Below are 18,582 nucleotides of genomic sequence, written 5' to 3' on the forward strand. Positions count from 1 at the left end.
TCGTCATCGCGCCTCGATGACACGGACGCGGTGGTCGAACGGGAACAGCAGGGCGGACGGCGTGAGTTCGATGCGGTCGGTGGCGTCGCCGCGGCGGCCGGTGAGCGGGTCGGCGGGGTGCAGGAGGACCTCGTCGACCAGCTCCACGCCCGGCACGCGCTGGAGCGCGGCGAAGATCTCACCGGCGCGCAGCGGTCGTCCGAAGGGCCAGCCCGCGCCGTGCGCCCCGCCGGTCAGCGGGTCCAGATAGGCGTAGAGCGCGTCGAGCGCGTCGGCCCGCACCCGCTCGGCCTCGGCGGCGCGGAACGAATGGAGCGTGGCGACGACCGTGACGCCCTGGTAGAAGGGCGGTCCGACCGCGAGCCGGGTGCCGATCGGGCGGCGGTCGTCCAGGAAGTGCGTGACGCGGGAGAGGAGTTCGTCGCCCGGCACCAGCTGCTCGAAGCGCAGACGCCCGCCGCGGTCCGGCACGGCCTGGGGGACGACGAGGACGCGCACCGCGTTCTCACCGGCGTCGGAGGCCTCCGCGGCCAGACAGTGGATGCGGGCCGTCTCGGGCGCCGCGCGCCGCGCCAGTTCCTCGTAGTCGCGCGCGGTCACCGCCCGCTCCTGCGCGCGCAGCGCGATCGGCGCGCGCACCTTGGCCTCCTGCACGGTCTCGCCGTCCACCCCGCCGCGTGCCGCCTCGCGGTTCTCCACCCGGGAGACGTACGGGATGGAGCTGCGCAGCACCTGGATCGCGCCGCGCGCCACGTTGCCCGCGCGCCCGCCGCCGGTGCGGTAGCGCGTGGCGCGGATCGCGGCGCCCTTGGCGGGCACCGCGCCGAACTGCCGCAGCGAGCCGTCCGGTTCGCGGACCGCGGGCCCGAACGCGATCTCGCCGGTCGCCGCGTCGAGAGTGACGTGGCGGTCGTAGGGCCCCGACGCGGCGAAGTGGTCCACGACCTGCCACTCCTGCCAGCCGACGCCGTCCTCGTCGGAGTTCCCGGAGTCCTCGGAGACCTCCAGGAGCAGCGGCGGCCGGTCCGCGACGACCGGTGCCTGCGCGAGCCGCACGCGCTGGCCGGGGACGCCCGTGGAGTCGCCGAGCGGCTCATCGCGTACGACGTCGGCGTGCGCGACCCTCGTCGTGCCGCCGATGGTGAACGCGGACGCGGCCCGCACGGTCGGCGACGCGCTGTAGAACGGCTGGCCCTGGGCGGCCTCGACCACCCGGCAGCGCAGCCAGCCCGCGTCCTGCCGCCCCACCCGGGAGACGACGTGCCCGGCCGGGATGTGCAGGACCACGTCACCGGGCCGGTTGAGGCCACCGGTGGAGTCCTCCTCCACCTCGCACTCGGTCCAGCCGTCCGCGGTCCACGCCTCCCACACCAGCGGCGGCTGGCGCGGGTCGACGCCGACACCGTCCACGCGGCTGTCCAGCTGGAGCACGGCCACGCAGGAGGGCACCGCCGCGCTGAGCCCGAACAGCAGTGTGTCGCCGGGGCGCGGGGACTCGGCGAAGACGCCCACGTCACGCCCGCCGAACACGTCCTGCCCGCAGTCCTGCGGGGTGCCGCCCGCCTCCTGGCGCAGCACGGCGTCCAGCTCGCAGGGCACCACCGTCAGGTCCGCCTCGGTCGCGAAGGCCACCGCCTCCTCGGCCTCGGTGCGGCCGGTGGCCACCTCCGTCCCCGCGGGCAGCACCACCGGCTCGGGCTGCGGCGCGGAGAGCCAGAAGGTGACGTCGGCGCGGGCCGCGGAGGGCGGGAAGAGGGTGACGCCGAGCAGGTCGAGGAAGGCCAGGTGGTTCTTCTCCGGCACGCGGTTGAGGCGGTAGACGACCTGGTCGGCCATGTGCGCGACCGCCTCGACGAGGGTGACGCCCGGGTCGGAGACATTGTGGTCGGTCCACTCCGGGCAGCGCTGCTGGATGTAGCGCTTGGCGTCGTCGACGAACTGCTGGAAGCGCCGGTCGTCGAGGTGGGGTGCGGGCAGGGCCATCGGACTTCAGACTCCGCTCTCTGATTCCGTGGACGGGATCACGTAGAAGGGAAAGACGAGGCTGCGCGGGTTGTTGGTGCCGCGCACGGTGTAGCTCACGTCGATGAACAGGACGGACGGATCGTCGGCGGCCGGGCTGACCTCGACGTCCAGGACCTCGATGCGGGGCTCCCACCGGTCGAGCGAGGACCGCACCTCGTACCGGATGCGGCCCGCCGTCGCCTCGTTGACCGGCGAGAACACCAAGTCGTGGACCGCGCAACCGAATTCGGGCCGCATCGGCCGCTCGCCGGGTGCGGTGGCGAGCACGAGCCGGATCGACTCCTCGATCTCACGCTCGCGGCGGGCCAGCGCGATGCCGCCGCCCGCGTCCGTACGCAGCGGAAACGTCCAGCCCGCGCCGACGAACTGCTCACTCATGCCCCACGACCTCCCTCGGCATATCCCTCGACTCCACTCGGCATCTCTCTCAACCTCACTAGAACGGCAGGCCGTTGCGCAGGACGGCCGGAGCGTTCAGCGTGACGGTGGCCACCGAGTTGACGGCGACCGCGCCGACCGCGCTGACCGCCACCGCGGCGGCCGCGTTGACGGAGACGGCGCCGGCCGACTTCAGGCTGACGGCGCCGGTCGCGTTGATGTCCGCCACGGCGCCCGCGGTGACGCCGAACTTGGCGCCCGCCTTGATGTCGACCGCCCCGCCCGCGCTCATCGTCAGCGAGCCGCCCGCGGTCAGCGACAGATTGCCGCCCGCCCTGATGCTGACGTTGCGGGTCCCGGAGATGGACACCGAACCGTCGCTCTGGATGGTCACGCTGGTGCGCGTCTCGTCCAGGTGGACGGTGAGGCGGCCGTTGCCTGTCTGGAGCCGGATCCCGCTCTTCATACGGGACTTGGCGTCCACCAGCTCGACGGTGTGACCACTGCGCGAGGCGAGGGACCGCCAGTTGACCCGGCCGCTGGTCGGGTCGACCGCGGGCAGCCCGTCCGGGTCGGGCGTCGGCTTGTCGATGCCGTTGTACAGCCCGGCGAGGACGTACGGATGCTCCAGCGAGCCCCGGTCGAAGGCGACGAGCACCTCGTCACCGACCTCGGGCAGCATCAGACCGCCGCCCCGCACCCCGCCCAGCTGCGCGATGCGGCACCAGTCGCTCTCGTACGTGTCCGACAGCCAGGGGAAACGCAGCTTCACGCGGTTCAGCTTGAGCGGGTCCTTGGCGTTGCTGACCAGCGCCACGGCGACGCCCGGCATCGGCGGGGCGGCGTCGGCACCCCCGGAGGCGAGCCCGTACAGCGAACGGAACTGCCGCCCCGAGACGGTCAGCCACGTCGTGAACGGCCGCCCCGACTCGAAGAGATGACGCACCCCGGTCGCCGTGTACTTCCCCTCGAAGGGGAACCCGGCCCCCTTCAGCGCCACGGGCTGCCCCGGCCGCAGCTCGGGGTTGCCGGTGACCGCGACCTCGACCTCCGCGAAGGAGGCCGTCACGTCGTCGGCCAACGACCTTGCCGCGTGGGTGACTTGGGCCTGTGTCGTGTACGGCGTCCCGGTGTCCGTCAGCTCGGCCCTGCCGAACGGCTGCGAGAGCTGCGCGGGGGTGATGTCGGCGACGATGTCCTTGCTCGTGACGGCCGGGGACTGCGCCGACAGGGCGCGCTTGGCCCGCATGTCCCAGCCGCGCACCCCGGCCGTGGCGACCTGACCGGCGGCGGTCACCGCGACACGGCTGTGCAGCGCGTTGTGCCCGAATTCGAGGACGTACGGGCTCTGCGCGGCGGGCGTCGTGTCGGCGGGCGCGCCCGCGGCGGGCGCCAGTTTCGCGAAGCACAGCTTCCCGTCCTCGTCGAACGACAGATGGGTGTCGTTCTCCTGGGCGAGGCGCGAGAGGAAGTCCCAGTCGGTGATGTTCGGCTGCGTGGCCAGCTCGTAGACCGTGGGCGTGGCGTCGACCTTGCCGAGCTTGAGGCCGCTGAGGGCGGCGACCCGGCGCACGATGTCGGAGGCCGTCATGTTCGGGAAGCCCTGCACGCGGCGGTTGCGCAGCAGCCGGTGCCCGGGGTCATAGCCGCGTACGACGAGGGACTTGCCGCCCGCGTCGGCGTCCACCTCCAGGGCGGTCACCTCGCCGGTCAGCATGGGCTTGCCGCGCACCCCGTCGGTGAAGGGGCACAGGACAGCCTTGGCACCCACCTTGATCTGCGGGAACTTCTCCAGAATGTCGCCGCCGGTGTCGGCGAAGGTCAGCTGGAAGGCGGACGGCACGTTCACGCTGGAGTCCACCCAGCCCTCGACGAGCAGCACGGCGAGCTTGTCCGGCAGCCGGGAACCGCCGATCTCGGCGTGCAGGACGCTCGTATACGTCTTCTCACTCATACGGACTCCACATGCGCGGGGCGGGCCTCTTCGGCGGCGGGCAGCAGCAGTTCGGTGCCGGGTCTCAGCCGCATCGGGTCGTCGATGCCGTTGGCCTCGGCGATCAGCCGCCAGCGGGTGGCGTCCCCGTACTCCCGCCAGGCCAGCGAGGCCAGCGAGTCACCGGCGACGGTGCGGTGCACGCGGCGGGCGGAGAGCGCGCCGGACGTCGGGTTCTGCCCCTTGGTGGGCATCGCCACCTCGGTGAGCGACAGCGCGCAGGTCGCGCGGATCGGCTCGCCCGTCGGATTGAACAGCGTGAAGGTCGCGCTGACACTGGTCACGTACGCCACGAACTGCACGGTGTTGAACGACCCCCAGGAGAACCGCACCCAGGGCGGCGAGGGCCGCTTGGAGGTGACGCTCTGCGGCGTCACCTCGCAGCAGGAGAGCAGCAGCTCCACCTGCTTCTGCACCTTGCCGGAGTTCGGCTCGCCCGACGAGTCGAGGAACACCTCCAGCTGGAGCGTGGCGGGCACGGACCCGGTGAACTTCGGCGGCGCGCCCCGCATATAGGCGACCGCGGGCTGCGTCCGCCACTCGGCGGAGCGGGCCATCTGGAGCTGCGTCGGGTTGAACTGGAACTCGACCTCGCCGATCTTCCCGCCCATGGACCCGCCCAGATCGGTGGGCGGCTGATGGATGTCCAGCTCGGCCCGGACCAGGCTCGCCCCCGCCTTGCCGCCGGTCGGCGCGGCCATCTCAGGCACCACCCGCGTCGGTGAACCCGTGGTGGGCGATCTCCAGCGTCTCGGTCGCCACGCTCGGGTTGTCCGGGCTGAGACTCGGCCCCTGCCAGCGCACGGGAAGCACCTCGACGAGCCCCCACTGCGCGACGACGGACCCGTCCGCGCGCAGGGCCGCGATCTGGGCCGTGGGCCGGGTGATCCCGGTGGCGATGGAGGAGATCCAGGCGGCGACGCGGGCGGTGTCGGGGGTCAGGGGGCGGGTGAGGCGGATGGTGGAGAAGGTCACGCGGGTGGGCAACTGCCAGACGAACCCGTTGTTCCCGCCTTCCTGCCGCTGCTCCACCTCCACCTCGGAGGCCAGTCCGTCGCACCCGTTGAAAAGGCCGAGGTCCTGGCCGTCGATGGTCAGTTTGAAGAAGACGGTGGAACCGGGGTCCAGGGTCGAGGGCATGGATTCTTTCCTGTGGCGATGGCAGCGGTGGCAGTTGTTGGGGCGTAGGGATTCGTGCCGCGGGCGGTGATCCGGCTGAGGGCCGGCGCTCAGCGGCCGTGGTCGCGGAGCCGTCCGATCCGCTCACGGTCGCCGCGGAGTTCCGCGCGGAGGAGTCGGGAGAGGGGGGCGAGGAGGCGCCGGGCCAGGTCGTCCAGGTCGGCGGGGCTGGCAGGGGTGGATTCGGGGGCGGGACCGGGGCCGGGCCCGGTGGGACTGGCGGGGCCCGCGGGGCTGGTGCGGGTGTTGCTGGGGGCGCTGCCTCCGGGGTCAGGCTTGGTGGCCGTGGGGGCGGTGGTGCGGGCGACCGGAACGGGCGGTTGCGGGGGAGGGGCGGCTGCCGCAGGGGGTGTGGGGGCGGCCTCGGCCGGACGCCGCTGGACGGCGACTCGGCGGGCCGGGGGCCGAGCGGGAGTAGGCGTCACGGGGGAGGCCGGAGACGCGGATGAGTGGCCTGGCGTACGGGGGCCGGGCTTGCCCAGGGGTACGACGGCCGGGGTGACGGCAGCGGAAGAGGGGCCGGCCGAGGAGGGCGGGCCCGCGCTCTGGGCTGCCTGGAGCGGTACGGGGGCCGGTACCGGCCGCGGGGAGGGGGTGGTGCGCCCGGCTGCCGGCGGCTGGGCCGTCAGGCTCCGGGAGGGAGTCAGGGGGAGGGTGGGGCCGGGGGCGGCGGGGTGGTAACTGCCGGATGTGGTGGGCTGGTTGAGGGGCGCGACCGGGAGAGGTTGGGGGGCGGGGGCTGGGGTGGCTTTCTGTACGGGGGTGACGGGGGCGCTGAGGGGGAGGGGCGCACTGCTTTCCACCGCGGGCGGGGGCTTCACGGGGCTGGCGGCGGCCCGCTGTACGGGGGTGACTGGGGAGTTGTCGGGTGCCCGGTGCGTGCCGGGCCGGGGTGCAGGGGAGGGGGCAGTTGGGTGCTGCCGAGGACCTGGGGCGTTGTTGTCGCCTGTGCGCTGGGGGTCTGCGGGGCTGGCAGCGGCCCTCTGTACGGGGGCGACGGGCATGTCGTTGGGTCCCGGGTGGGCGCGCCGGGGTGCGGGGGAGGGGGTGGCTGGGTGTTGCCGGGGCTCCGGGGTGCCGTTGCCGGTGGTGTGCTGCGGCTTCGCCGGGGTGGGCGTGGCTTTCTGCACGGGCGTGACCGGCGTGCCGACGGTTTGGGGGGCAGGGCTGGGTGCCGCCGGGGTTTGCCGAGGGGCGGGGTGCTGCTCTGGCGGGAGTTCGCAGGGGTGGCCGGGGTGACCTGCGCGCCGCCGGGGGTCGGGCGGGTGCCGGGCTGTGGGGCTGCGGAGGGTGTGGCTGGTGTCTGCGGAGGGGGCGGGCTGCCGTTGGCGGTGCGTTGGGGCTTCGCCGGGGTGGGCGTGGCTTTCTGCACGGGCGTGACCGGCGTGCCGACGGTTTGGGGGGCAGGGCTGGGTGCCGCCGGGGTTTGCCGAGGGGGCGGGGTGCTGCTCTGGCGGGAGTTCGCAGGGGTGGCCGGGGTGACCTGCGCGCCGCCGGGGGTCGGGCGGGCGCCGGGCTGCGGGGCTGCGGAGGGTGTGGGTGGCGTCTGCTGAGGGGGCGGGGTGCTGCCGTCGGTTGTGTGCCGGGGCTTCCCCGAGGTGGCCGCGGCCTTCTGGACAGGGGTGATCGGCGCACCGATGGGGGACTGGCGGGTGGTGGGCCGCGCGGCCGGGGCGGGTGCGGCTGGGTTCTGCGGGGGTGGTGGGGTGCTGCTCGTGGAGGTGTGCGAGGGCTCCGCCGGGGCGGGGGACACTGGCGCGCCGGTGGGGGACTGGCGGGTGGCGGGCCGCGCGGCCGGGGTGGGCGCGGCCGGGTGCGAGGGGCGGGGAGTGCTGCTCGCGGCCGTGTGTGAGGTGTCCGCCGGGGCGGGGGGCACCAGCCCGCCGATGGGGGCTCCGGTGCCGGGCCGCGGTGTCGCGGCGGGGGGCTGCTGACTCAGCGGCTGGCCGAGTCCCGCGCGGGGGCGCCCGCCTTGGGCGGCGCCGGTGTCCGGGGCGGGGCGCTGGACCCGGCGTACGCGAGGCCGTCGCTGTACGGGCTGGACGGGGGAATCCGCCCGCACAGCGACGGGGTCTGCTGCCGCCGCGTTCCCGGGACCGGGCGCGGCGGAGGCAGGCATCCCCGGACCGGCGGGGGACACCGGCCCGGGGACATCTATGGGCCGGACAGGGGTGTCCGGCGCAGTGGAGGAACCGCTCTCGGCGGCGGAGGGTGCCGTACGCGTACGCGTGGCGCCGACAGGGAACAGCTGCCGCTGCGGCACCGCGGCCGGCGGCGCCGACACCAGCGGGGAACGCCCCGAGGGTGTACGCCGCACCCCGGGTACGACGCGTGCGCCCGACGCCGCCGAACCGGAGGCCGCTGAACGGGAGGCCGCTGAACCCGACGCCGCTGAGCGCTGAACTGCCGCGTCCGCGGGGGCATTGGGCCCACCGGAGCGGGCCGCGGCGTCGCCCGCCGCTCGGCTGCCCCGGCTCGGGGCGGGCGAGTCCATGGCAGCACCGGTGAGCGGCGCGGACCCCGCGAGGGGCGCGGTTCGGCCGGGCGTCTTGCGTTGTACGGGCGAGTGTGCGGCGGAGGTCGGGGCGGCGGGCGTGGGCCGGGGAGCGGCCTCGGGAGCTTCCCCGCGCCGTTGCGGCGCGGACGGCGTCCGCGCACCGGCCACCGGGACGGCGGCAGCCTCCCCGGCCGCCCGTTGAACGACCCCAGCAGGCTCTGGAGCGACAGAGCCCGTATCAACAGGACCCCCACGCACGGGCAGACTCAACGAAGGCAGGTCAAGGCGTCCCGGCCGCCCGGCCACGGGTGTGAGGACATCGCGGAGCAGGCCGCCAGGGGCCGAGGCACGCACCGCGTGGCCCAACTCCCCGCCCAGAGACGGATTCTGATGGGTGGAGAGAGTGGAGCCGAAGCCCTGCTCGGCGACCGTGCGCGGCGCCGCCAGGACACGCTGGACCGGCGGCACGGCAGCCCAGCCACCACCACCGCCCCGCACACCCGACGCCACCTCGGCACCGGCACCGGAATCAGCACCGGAACCAGCAAGGGCACCGGCGCCGCCGCGCGCCGTCTCCGCGGCGTCACGCCCCCGCGCCCCACGCCGCCACCCGAACAAGCCCATCACTTACCTCGACTCACCAACGCCCGACAGTCCTACGCCCGAAGGGCACCCGCCCCAACCCTCACTGCCCGGCCTCCGCCTGCTCCACCAGCCTGGCCGTCCGCGCCACGTACGCGCGCCGGTCCGCGTGTTCGAGGTCGAGGATGTCGTCCATGCCCCAGTGGAAGTGGTAGGCGAGGTACGCGACTTCCTCCTCGATGCGGTCGGCCGCGTACGTCACGATTCCCCCAGGCGGCTCCCGGCCAGCTCCACCTCGAAGGACTCCGCGCAGTGCGGGCACGCCACGGCCGCCCGCGTGTGCCCCTCCGCGTTGATCTGCCGGTAGAAGTCCTGGAGGAAGGCGAGGTCGGAGGCGAACATGTTCTCCACCGTGCCGTCGTGGACGGAGCCGAGCGTGCCGAGCCGGGTGATGACCCGGCCGAGCAGGACCACCGAGAGGTACGCGGGGTTCTCGCGCACGCGCACGTCCCGCAGCGGGACAAGCTCGTCGCGCGCCGTCGCCAGCCGCATGGCGCCGTTGCGGTGCACGGTCCCGGACTCGTCCACGAAACCACGCGGCAGCTCGAACTCGAACTCCGTACGCAGCGGTTCACGGACCGCCGCCGCGCCGCCCGCAACCCCCGGAGGGCCTTCGCGCCGCATTATTCGATGACCAGCTCTTCGAAGACGATGGTGACCTGCTCGGTCAGCGCGGCGGCGTCGCCCGCCTTGACCCCGCTGGTCTCCACCTTGCTGCACCAGGCGTTGCGCAGGTTGTAACGCTTCACCGGGTTGTTCTGGTAGTCCATCATCATGATCGTGGCGTTCTTGCGCGCCGAACCCATGTCGCCCGCGATGGACGTGTTGATCCACTCGCTGAAGACGGGGCTCTGCGTCATGCCGCGGGTGACCGTGCACTCGCCGGCCTTCTTCACGCCGGGCATCTTCTTCACGACGGGCTTCCCGTCGGCCGACACCTGCTGGTACTCGATGACGTCCTGCTCCATCGACAGGCCGCTCACCTCTTGGAGGTACTCGACCATGACGCCGTCGATCTGAAGGCCGAAGTTGTGTGTGGTGAGGGCGTCACCGGGCTGAAGGGACAAGGGAGTTCACTCCTGGTGTGGTTCTCTGGGGCGGTGATGTCAAGTGCGTACGCGGTACACGCGGCGTACGCGGCGTACGCGGTCTACTCCTCCAGCTCGCCGCCCCCGCCGGAGAACTGCGCGAGCCGGAACACCACGAACTCGGCGGGCTTGACCGGCGCGATGCCGATCTCGCAGACGACCCGGCCGAGGTCGACCGACTCGACGGGGTTGGTCTCCGCGTCGCACTTCACGTAGAAGGCGTCCTCGGGGCGCGAGCCGAACAGCGCGCCCGACCGCCACTCGTTGACGAGGAACGCCGAGACGTTGCGGCGGATACGCGCCCACAGCGCCTGGTCGTTGGGCTCGAAGACCACCCACTGGGTGCCGATGAGAATCGACTCCTCCAGGTAGTTGAAGTAGCGGCGCACGTTCAGGTAGCGCCAGGCCGGGTCGGACGCCATCGTGCGCGCGCCCCACACCCGGATGCCGCGGCCCGGGAAGGCGCGGATGCAGTTGACGCCGATCGGGTTGAGCAGGTCCTGCTCGCCCCGGGTGATCTGGAGTTCCAGGTCCACCGCGCCGCGCACGATCTCGTTGGCCGGCGCCTTGTGCACTCCGCGCTCGGAGTCGTTGCGCGCCCACACGCCCGCCATGTGGCCGGACGGCGGCACAACCACCGACTGGCCGGTCGCCGGGTCGAAGGACTTGATCCACGGGTAGTAAAGGGCCGCGTAGCGAGAGTCGTAGCCCGCCAGCTCCTGACGCCACTGCCGTATCTGACGGGCATTCAGTGACGGGGGCGGGTCGATGATCGCCATCCGGTCGCCCATCAGCTCGCAGTGCGAGATCAGCCCGAGCTGGACCGCCTTGACCTGCTCCTCGTCGATGAGCCCCTGCTGGTAGGCGGCCATCAGGTCGGGCACCGCCACCATGTTGATCTCGTCCAGCGCCTCCAGGCCGCCGAACCCGGTGCGGTCGGCGGAGTCACCGATGAACTGAGCGGTCTCCACACGGGCCACGGACCCGTCCGACGCGGGCACGGCGGCGGGCGCGGGAGCGGGCGGCGCGAGCGTGACGGACTGGGCCTCGGGCCTGGCCAACTGGCCGCCCGCCGAGGCCTCTTCGAGCACGATGGTCTTGGAACGCTGCTTGACCTGCGTGACGACGTAGTTGCGCGCGGTCTTCTTCGCGCTCACGTCGAAGCTCTCGACGACCTTCTCGCCGTCCTTGACGACCAGCTTGAAGCGGTCCGCCGCGCTCTCGCCCTCGCCGTCCTGCACCTCGACGGTGAGCGCCCCGCCGTTGCCGGTGCCCGCGGCGATCGCCGACACCGTGAAGGCGCCGAGCGCCACGGGCTCACCCGCGGTCAGCTCCTTGGGCGCCTGCGCGGGGGCCGTGCCCTGCTGCTGGGGACCGGCGCCGCCCGCGGTGTCGGTGCCGCCGACCCGTACGACGTACGCGGCCGCGCCACCGTTGTTGAAGAACCCGTACACCGAGTGGGCCAGGTAGTACCCGTCCGTGAACTCGCCGAACGCCGCCACGTACTGGGACCAGTTGGTCACCAGCGTCGGCTCGTTCAGCGGCCCGCGCGGCGCCAGACCGACGAAGGCCGCCACCGATGTGCCGACGCCCTCGATGGGGCGCGAACCGCTGGCCACTTCTTCGATGTAGACACCGGGGGACAGATACGTGGGCATTGGGGCCTGGCTCTCTTCCTGGAGGCGAGCAAAAACTGAAGGGGAACAGCGGGAGGGGAAAGCGGGAGGGGAAAGCGGGAGAGGGAAAACTGGAGGGCATCAAAACGATGGCCCATGTGCGGCCCGGTGCGTAGAGACGAACGGACGTCAACGAGGGCAGACGCCGCTGCCCGTTCGGCCGCCCGCCCGGCCCCCGCGGCGAAGGCGAGCCGGGCGATGCGGCGCGGTGCGCCCGGAGGCTGTCGGCGGGGCAGCGGGCGTTGCCCGTCCGGACACGCACGCAGGCGTGGGGACGGTCCGCGGGCGGGCCGCGTTCCACCCCGCCACCGCCTACGGCCGGATGTGCGTGGTCCATGGCGCATATGCCCCGCACCACGTCTCGGCGGCGTCCATACCAGGTCAAGAAGGTGGCGCAAGTGCACCGGGTGCGCGGGGAGGCCGGTGCGACTGTCGTACCGTTTGGTGCGGATGGTCATGCGTGGCCAGTACGAACGGGCACATTCACAGGGCGTTACGGGGCAAGGGGTGCGGGCTGAGCATGCGGGGCGACGCGGACGGTGATCCGGGCCAGAACGGCGATCCGGGCCGGCGAGAGGGGAGGGGAGCGGGCCAGGGCGACCCCGGTGGGTCGCTGTGGTTCCAGGTCCTCGGACCGGTACGGGCGCGGCGCGACGGGCAGCCTCTGAACCTCGGCTCACCGCAGCAGCGCGCCACCCTCGCCGTACTGCTGCTGCGCGACGGGCGGCCGGTCTCCGCGTCGGAGCTGGTGGACGCCCTGTGGGGAGAGGAACCGCCGCCGCGCGCGGTGGGCACGCTGCGTACGTACGTCTCCCGGCTGCGCACCCTGCTCGAACCCGGCCGGCGCTCCCGCGAACCCGCCCGGCTCCTGGTGTCCGCCGGTGACGGCTACGCCCTGCGGGTACCCCGTGCCGCCCTGGACGCGTGCGAGCTGGAAGACCGGGTGGCCGCGGCGCGGCGGATGCGCGCCACCGGTCAACACGCGGAAGCACACGCGGAGTTGACAGCCGCCCTCGCGCTGTCGGACGGCATTCCGCTGGCGGGCCTGCCGGGCCCCTACGCCGGACGCCAGCGCGACCGCCTCACCGAACTGTCCGTCACCGCCCAGGAGGAACTCTTCGCCTGCGCCCTCGAACTGGGCTGCCACGGCGAGACCACCGCCCCCTTGCGTGCCTTCGCCGCCGAACACCCGCTGCGCGAACCCGCCCAGGCCCTGCTGATGCTGGCCCTGCACCGCGCCGGCCGGCAGGCGGACGCCCTCGCCGTGTACGAGACCACGCGCCGCACCCTCGCCGCCGAACTCGGCGTCGACCCCGGCGAAGCGCTCACCGCGCTACGCGACGGGCTGCTCAGGGGCGGCCCCCTCCCGCCCTCCGCCGGTCCGGGCCCGCTCTCCGGTCCGGGCCCGCTCTCCGGTCCGGGCCCGCTCTCCGGTCCGGGCCCGTCTTCCGCCGACCCGCTCCCCCCGCTGCCGGCGCCGAGGCCGCGTGCCGGTCTGCCGCCGACGGCGGCAGACCGGACGTCCGTCAGCCAGCCGTCAGCCCTCCAGCCGTCAGCCCTCCAGCCGTCGGACGTCCGCTCCCGCCCCTCCGACTCCCGCCCCTCAGGCCTCCATTGCTCCGACGCCCACATGTCGGACGTCTACTCCCGAAGCCCCGCTGTCCCCGCTGCCCCCACCACCCCCGCCACCCGCCCCGCCCAGCTCCTCCCCACCGTCCCCGACTTCGCGGGCCGTGAGGCCGAGACAGGGCTGCTGATCGAGACGCTGCGCGGCGCCGTGTCCGGCGACGACATGGCCGTCGCCACGCTCACCGGCCTCGGCGGAGTCGGCAAGACCGCCCTCGCCGTGCACGTCGCGCACGCCTTACGGGACGACTTCCCCGACGGGCAGCTGTACGTGGACCTGCGCGGTGCCGACCCCGCCCCCGGCCTGGACAGCGGCAGCGCGCTCACCGGGTTTCTGCGTGCCCTCGGCGTACCCGAGAGCGCCGTGCCCGACGGCCTCGACCAGCAGACCGCCCTGTACCGCTCCCTCCTCGCCGGGCGCCGCGTCCTCGTCCTCCTCGACAACGCCCGCGACACCGCGCAGGTGCGACCCCTGCTGCCCGGCACCCCGGGCTGCGCCGTGCTCGTGACCAGCCGCTCGCGGACCATCACGCTGCCCGGCGCGCGCCTCGTCGACGTCGAGGCGATGGACGAGCGGGAGGCGCTCGGCCTGCTCTCCGCCATGATCGGCCGCGACCGCGTGGCCGACGAGCAGGCCGCCGCCCGCGAACTGGTCGCCACCTGCGGCGGACTGCCCCTCGCCGTCCGTATCGCCGCCGCCCGGCTGGCCGCGAGGCCCGGCCGTGCCATCGCCGACCTCGCCGCCCGGCTGCGCGACGAGCACCGCAGGCTGGACGAGCTGCGGGTGGACGACCTGGGCGTCGAGGCCACCTTCCGGCTCGGCTACGAAGCGCTCGACCCCGGCCTGGCCCGCGCCTTCCGCATGGTGTCGCTCTGTTACATGCCCTCGTTCTGCCGAGGAGCGGCGGGCGCCCTGCTCGACGTGAGTGAGGAGGAGGCCGAGACGGCCGTGGAACGGTTGGTCGACGCGGGACTCATGGAGCTGCACGGCGAGGACCGCTACCGATTCCACGACCTGGTGAGGCTCTTCGCCAGGCAGCAGTGCGAGCGGCACGAGAGCGCCGCGGAGCGCGCCGCCGCCCGGCTCCGGTTCCTCGACTACGTCCTGGCCACCGTCATCACCGCCATCCGCCGCACCAAACCGCACAGCGTGCTGCCGGACCTGCTCCACCGGCCCGCCTCCCCGGGCAAGACCCTGCCGGACGAGGCCGCCGCACGGGACTGGCTGGTCGTCGCGCACTCCCGCCTGTACGCGGCAGCCGAGAACGCCCTGCGTCACGTCCCGGACCCCGCCAACACCAAGGGTGAAGAGGGCAAAGAGGGCAAGGCGGGCGCCCCGCCCGGCCTCCGCCCCACCGTCGACCTGCTCACCGCCTGGTCCCACCTCCTGATCGGCACCGCCCGCCACCGCGACCTGGAGCCGCTCGCCGAACTCGCCCTGGAGACCGCCCGGCACCACGGCGACGATCTCTGCGCGGCCCGCGCCCTGCGCCTCCTCGGCGCCCCGCACTACGGCACCGAGACCTATGGCCGCGCCGAGCGGATGCTGCGCGAGAGCCTGCGCCTGGCCGCGTCGGCGGGGGATCCGCTGGTCGGCGCCGAGGCCGGCCACGAACTGGGCATCGTCCTCATGGCCACCGGCCGCTCCGAGGACGCCCTGGAGCAACTGCGGCTCGCGTACGCGCGGTTCGGCGCGCTCGGCGGGCACAGCGACCGCGTGCGCGTCCTGTCGCACATGGCACGGGTGTACGTCGCCCTGGGGCGACGCACGGAAGCCGACACCGCGCAGTCCGAAGCGGTGCGCCAGGCACGGCGGTCGGGCAGTACGTCCACCCTCGCGCACGTCCTCTACCAGGCGGGCTGCGCCCTGCTGGCGGACGGCCGCGCCGCCGAGGCCGCGGACCGGCTGCGTGAGGCGCGGCGCCTGCACGCCCGTTCGCGCGACCCGCGCTGGGAGGCGCTGTGCTGGGCCCGCCTCGCCGCCTGCGAACTGGACCTGGGCAGCCCGGGCAAGGCCATGGACTGCGCGGACGCGGCGCTGGCCGTCGAGGGCGAGCTGGGCGACGCCTTCTGCCACGCGCTCGCGATGGCCGCGCGGGGCCGGGCGCTGCTCGCCCTCGGTGACCTCGACCGGGCCAGGGGCGCCCTCCTGATCGCGTACCGCGTCCTGGACCGGCGCGGCGCCATGGAGGCCACCGGGATCGCCGCGCTCCTCGCCCAGTGGAAGCCGCGCAGGGGCGCACCCCGCCCGCTGCTCTCGGCCCACGGCTGAGAGCCCGTACGCGAGGGCAGCACGTGCTGCCCCTGACGTGGCACTTTCGTACAAGGAGAGAGCCCGCGACGCCCTCTACCGTGCCCGTATGACGTGGTGGAACTCCCTTGACCCGGCCGCGGTGACCGTTGACCCCGGTGGCCGAGCGACCGTACGGCTTCGCATACGCAATACGGGAGACACGGTCGAGGAGTACAGGCTCGGGGTGGTCGGCACCCCGGCGGGCTGGTCCCGCGTCGAACCGGAGGTGCTGCGCCTCTACCCGGGCAGCGAGGGAACGGCCGAGATCTCCTTCGCGCCTCCCCGCTCGCCGGACTCGACCGCAGGGCCGACGCCGTTCGGCATCCGCGTCGAGCCCCGTGAGCACCCCGAGTCCCGCGATGTCGTCGAGGGCCAGGTCACCGTCGCGCCCTTCTCCGAGATACGGGCGGAACTCCTTCCGCCCACCATCGTCGGACGTTTCCGCGGCCGGGCCTCCGTCGCCGTGGACAACCTCGGCAACACCCCGCTCACCGCGTCGCTGATCGCCCGCGACGACACCGACCGGCTCACCTTCGACGTCCTGCCCACGAGCATCCAAGTCGCCCCCGGACGGGCGGCGTTCGCCCGCATGACAGTCCGTCCGCAGCAGGTGCGGTGGACGGGCCCCGCGCAGGCGCACCCCCTCACCGTCGCCGTGCGCCGCTCCGGCGACGAGACCGCGTACGAGCTGCCGGGCAGCTTCGACCAGCGTGCGGTCCTGCCACGCTGGCTCCTCGCGCTCGGCAGTGTCCTCGCGGCCCTCGCCATCGCGTTCGCGGTGTTCTGGTTCTCCTTCGCGCCCAAGCTGACGGGCTCCGCGCGGGAGAACCAGGCCGCCGCGGCCCCCGACACGGCCCCGCAGGGCGGCGAGAAGGACAAGCTCGGGGACGCCCCGCCGCCCCCGAAGGGGAAGAAGGTCGTCGACGCCTCGGACCGCGGTGGCGGCGGGGCATCCGGCGGCGGAGGCGGCGAGGGCGGTTCGTCGGGCTCGTCCGGCGGCGGCAGCGGCGGCGGTGGGGGCGGCGCCGGCGGTGGCGGGGACGGTGGTGGGCGGGACGGCGGCGGAGGCGGCGGCGGTACGTCGAAGTCCGGTGGCGGCAGCGCCGCCCGCGTCAAGGCGGGGCCGCCGTGGAAGCGGGGCTACAAGCCCGACGTCGTCGTCGAATACGCCCAGCGCCGCCTCGCCGCCCTCGGCTCCAGGAACTCCTGCACGCTCGACGGCCGCTGGACGCCCGGCGTCATCGACGCCAACACCGAGGCCTCGCTGATCTGCTACCAGGAGGCGGTCATCCGGTCCGGCCGCAGCAGCGGCAACAACACCGCGCAGATCTTCGCCACCGACGACAAGGGCACCCTCGGCAGGGCCACCCTCACCTCCCTGTGGGCGCAGGGAATCCGCGCCGACGACGTCCGCTCCGGTGCCGACAACTGGGAGGTCGTGCAGCTGAAGGCGGCGTTCTGGTGGGCCTCGCAGGCCGGCATCAGCAACGACGACCTGAACCGCGACCGGGCGTACGCCGAGCACGGCGTCGCCTACTTCGAGAACGGCCGTACCCCGCCCACCACGGCCCGGTACGACAGCGGCACCGCCGGCCACATCAGGGAGTACCAGGGCGCCGTCGGCCTCCCGAGGACGGGCGTCGCGGACAGCGCCACCCTGCGCGCGATGGTCGGCGGCAGTGTGAAGAACCCCGGCGTGGTGGGACGGTGAGCGAGATGTGGACGGCGCTGGAACCCGACGCCACCAGCGTGGAGCCCGGCTCCACCGCGAGCGTGCGGCTGCGCGTGCGCAACACGGGCGACACCGTTGAGGAGTACCGCCTCCAGGTGGTCGGTGACGCGGCGGGCTGGGCCCGCGTCCAGCCCGACGTGCTGCGCCTGTACCCGGGTGCCGAGGCCACCGCCGAGGTCGAGCTGGCGCCGCCGCGGACCCCGGACGCGCAGGCGGGCCCGACGCCGTTCGGCGTCCGGGTACGGCCACGCGAGGCGCCGCACACCGGGGACGTCGTCGAGGGCCAGGTCACCGTGGGCCCGTTCACCGAACTCCGCACGGAATTAGTGCCGTTAGTCGTACGCGGCCGACTGCGCGCCAAGGCGTCGGTGGCCGTCGACAACCTCGGCAACCAGCAGCTGACCGCCTCCTTCTCCGGCCGGGAGAACGGCGAGGAACTGCAGGTCGAGGCCGAGCCCGGCTCGGTCCAGGTCGCCCCGGGGCGCGCCGGGTTCGCCCGGCTGAACCTGAAGCCCGGCGCGGTGAGCTGGGTCGGCGGCACCCAGAAGCATCCGTTCACGGTCTCCGTGCTCCGGGCCGGGGTGCCCGATCCGGTGGAGCTGCGCGGCACCTACGTACAGCCGTCGGTGTTCCCGCGCTGGGTGATGGCGGTCTTCTCGGTCCTGGTCGCGCTGGGTGTGGCGGGCGCCGTGATGTGGTTCCAGCACAAGCCGGGCCTGGCCAGCCAAGCCCGGGAGAAGCCCGGCAAGCAGCAGCGACTCCCGCAGGGCGACGGCATGAAGCCGGCGCCGAGCCCCAAGCCCAGCGCCTCCGAGGAGGAGAAGAAGGCGGAGGAGCCCGCGCCGCCGGACGAGGACAAGGACGAGGCGCCGAAGTCCAGGCCGGGCGGCGGCGAGAAGAAGAAGGACGAGCCCGAGGGCCCCACGACGCACACGATTCGCAGTGCCGAGGGCAGCGGCTGGTACCTGGAGGTCAAGCAGGGGGAGGAGGCCGACGGTACGTACGTCGGCCAGAACCCTTCCCTCACGGACGAGTTCGGCGAGAACCAGGACTGGATCCTGCACCACTACCCCGAGTCCGACACGTACGCCCTGGAACCCGCGAGCGCCCCGGGCGCCGTCCTGGACCAGAAGGTCAACACCAACATCGCCCAGATCTTCCACGCGCCCCCGGAGAACATCGAGTCCGGCCGACTGCCGGACAACCAGAAGTGGAAGCTGGAGAAGCGCGGCGACGGGCTGACGCGGATCGTGGCCGTCGGGTCCGGAGAGTGCCTCGTCGACATGCAGAACGACACGAGCGCGGTCACGTGGAAGTGCGACGACCGCAAGAGCATGGGCTGGACGATCTCCGACTGGCCGGAATAAGCCCTGGAACAAACCCTGGAACAAACCCCGGAGCGGCCTCGGAAGAGGCCCCGGAACAGAACGTGGTGCGGTGGCGTGTCTCCCCC

The 18,582-nt window shown here is 73.6% G+C and carries 15 protein-coding genes; 5 read left to right on the plus strand and 10 right to left on the minus strand.

From position 1 onward, the window contains the following. Window positions 1-3 precede the first annotated feature (3 nt). The 6 genes from CP975_RS27610 to CP975_RS27635 all read right to left on the minus strand — a co-directional run bounded on the left by CP975_RS27610 (window position 4) and on the right by CP975_RS27635 (window position 6,000). Complete coding sequence (locus tag CP975_RS27610; protein ID WP_055536031.1) at window positions 4-1,983, minus strand: putative baseplate assembly protein; 1,980 nt, start codon at window positions 1,981-1,983, stop codon at window positions 4-6. 6 nt (window positions 1,984-1,989) lie between these two features. Continuing rightward, window positions 1,990-2,403, minus strand: coding sequence for a GPW/gp25 family protein (locus tag CP975_RS27615; protein ID WP_030792208.1), 414 nt, complete (start codon window positions 2,401-2,403; stop codon window positions 1,990-1,992). A gap of 58 nt (window positions 2,404-2,461) precedes the next feature. Then, entirely contained in the window at window positions 2,462-4,357 is a 1,896-nt protein-coding gene (locus tag CP975_RS27620; protein WP_055536030.1) for a VgrG-related protein, read from the minus strand. Then, entirely contained in the window at window positions 4,354-5,097 is a 744-nt protein-coding gene (locus tag CP975_RS27625) for a CIS tube protein (protein ID WP_055536032.1), read from the minus strand. The genes CP975_RS27620 and CP975_RS27625 overlap by 4 nt, the downstream gene beginning before the upstream one ends. Before the next feature lies 1 nt (window position 5,098). Continuing rightward, window positions 5,099-5,536, minus strand: a complete 438-nt coding sequence (locus CP975_RS27630; protein WP_030792191.1) for a phage tail protein — start codon at window positions 5,534-5,536, stop codon at window positions 5,099-5,101. A gap of 89 nt (window positions 5,537-5,625) precedes the next feature. Continuing rightward, window positions 5,626-6,000 (minus strand): hypothetical protein, encoded by a 375-nt coding sequence (locus CP975_RS27635; RefSeq protein WP_150477459.1) that lies wholly within the window; start codon window positions 5,998-6,000, stop codon window positions 5,626-5,628. A gap of 1,137 nt (window positions 6,001-7,137) precedes the next feature. On the opposite strand from CP975_RS27635, the gene CP975_RS27640 reads away from it, so the two are divergent. Both CP975_RS27640 and CP975_RS27645 read left to right on the plus strand, forming a co-directional pair. Further along, a complete protein-coding gene (locus CP975_RS27640) occupies window positions 7,138-7,509 on the plus strand; it encodes a hypothetical protein (protein ID WP_150477460.1) in 372 nt (123 codons plus the stop codon). Window positions 7,510-7,758: 249 nt separating this feature from the next. Beyond that, window positions 7,759-7,977, plus strand: a complete 219-nt coding sequence (locus CP975_RS27645) for a hypothetical protein (RefSeq protein ID WP_055536177.1) — start codon at window positions 7,759-7,761, stop codon at window positions 7,975-7,977. Window positions 7,978-8,757: 780 nt separating this feature from the next. Here CP975_RS27645 and CP975_RS35150 read toward each other — a convergent pair. The 4 genes from CP975_RS35150 to CP975_RS27660 all read right to left on the minus strand — a co-directional run bounded on the left by CP975_RS35150 (window position 8,758) and on the right by CP975_RS27660 (window position 11,460). Beyond that, a complete protein-coding gene (locus tag CP975_RS35150) occupies window positions 8,758-8,916 on the minus strand; it encodes a DUF6760 family protein (RefSeq protein ID WP_167532740.1) in 159 nt (52 codons plus the stop codon). Further along, the gene (locus CP975_RS27650) at window positions 8,913-9,338 is read right to left on the minus strand and encodes a hypothetical protein (RefSeq protein WP_055536178.1); all 426 of its coding nucleotides are present in this window, start codon (window positions 9,336-9,338) and stop codon (window positions 8,913-8,915) included. The genes CP975_RS35150 and CP975_RS27650 overlap by 4 nt, the downstream gene beginning before the upstream one ends. Next, window positions 9,338-9,781, minus strand: coding sequence for a phage tail protein (locus CP975_RS27655; protein ID WP_030779975.1), 444 nt, complete (start codon window positions 9,779-9,781; stop codon window positions 9,338-9,340). Before CP975_RS27655 ends, CP975_RS27650 begins: the two co-directional genes overlap by 1 nt. 83 nt (window positions 9,782-9,864) lie before the next feature. Beyond that, window positions 9,865-11,460, minus strand: a complete 1,596-nt coding sequence (locus CP975_RS27660; RefSeq protein WP_055536179.1) for a phage tail sheath family protein — start codon at window positions 11,458-11,460, stop codon at window positions 9,865-9,867. A 538-nt stretch (window positions 11,461-11,998) separates the two neighbouring features. Here CP975_RS27660 and CP975_RS27665 point away from each other — a divergent pair. From CP975_RS27665 to CP975_RS27675, 3 genes are all read left to right on the plus strand, one after another. Beyond that, window positions 11,999-15,376 carry an AfsR/SARP family transcriptional regulator gene (locus tag CP975_RS27665; RefSeq protein ID WP_167532741.1) on the plus strand — a complete coding sequence of 1,126 codons (3,378 nt, stop codon included), beginning with the start codon at window positions 11,999-12,001 and terminating at the stop codon, window positions 15,374-15,376. Window positions 15,377-15,464: 88 nt separating this feature from the next. Further along, window positions 15,465-17,108: a peptidoglycan-binding domain-containing protein gene (locus CP975_RS27670; RefSeq protein WP_150477462.1), complete on the plus strand. Its 1,644-nt coding sequence runs from the start codon at window positions 15,465-15,467 to the stop codon at window positions 17,106-17,108. Continuing rightward, complete coding sequence (locus CP975_RS27675) at window positions 17,105-18,496, plus strand: RICIN domain-containing protein (protein ID WP_150477463.1); 1,392 nt, start codon at window positions 17,105-17,107, stop codon at window positions 18,494-18,496. The genes CP975_RS27670 and CP975_RS27675 overlap by 4 nt, the downstream gene beginning before the upstream one ends. Window positions 18,497-18,582: the final 86 nt, after the last annotated feature.

This window comes from Streptomyces alboniger, from assembly GCF_008704395.1.
Classification (GTDB): Bacteria; Actinomycetota; Actinomycetes; order Streptomycetales; family Streptomycetaceae; genus Streptomyces; species Streptomyces alboniger.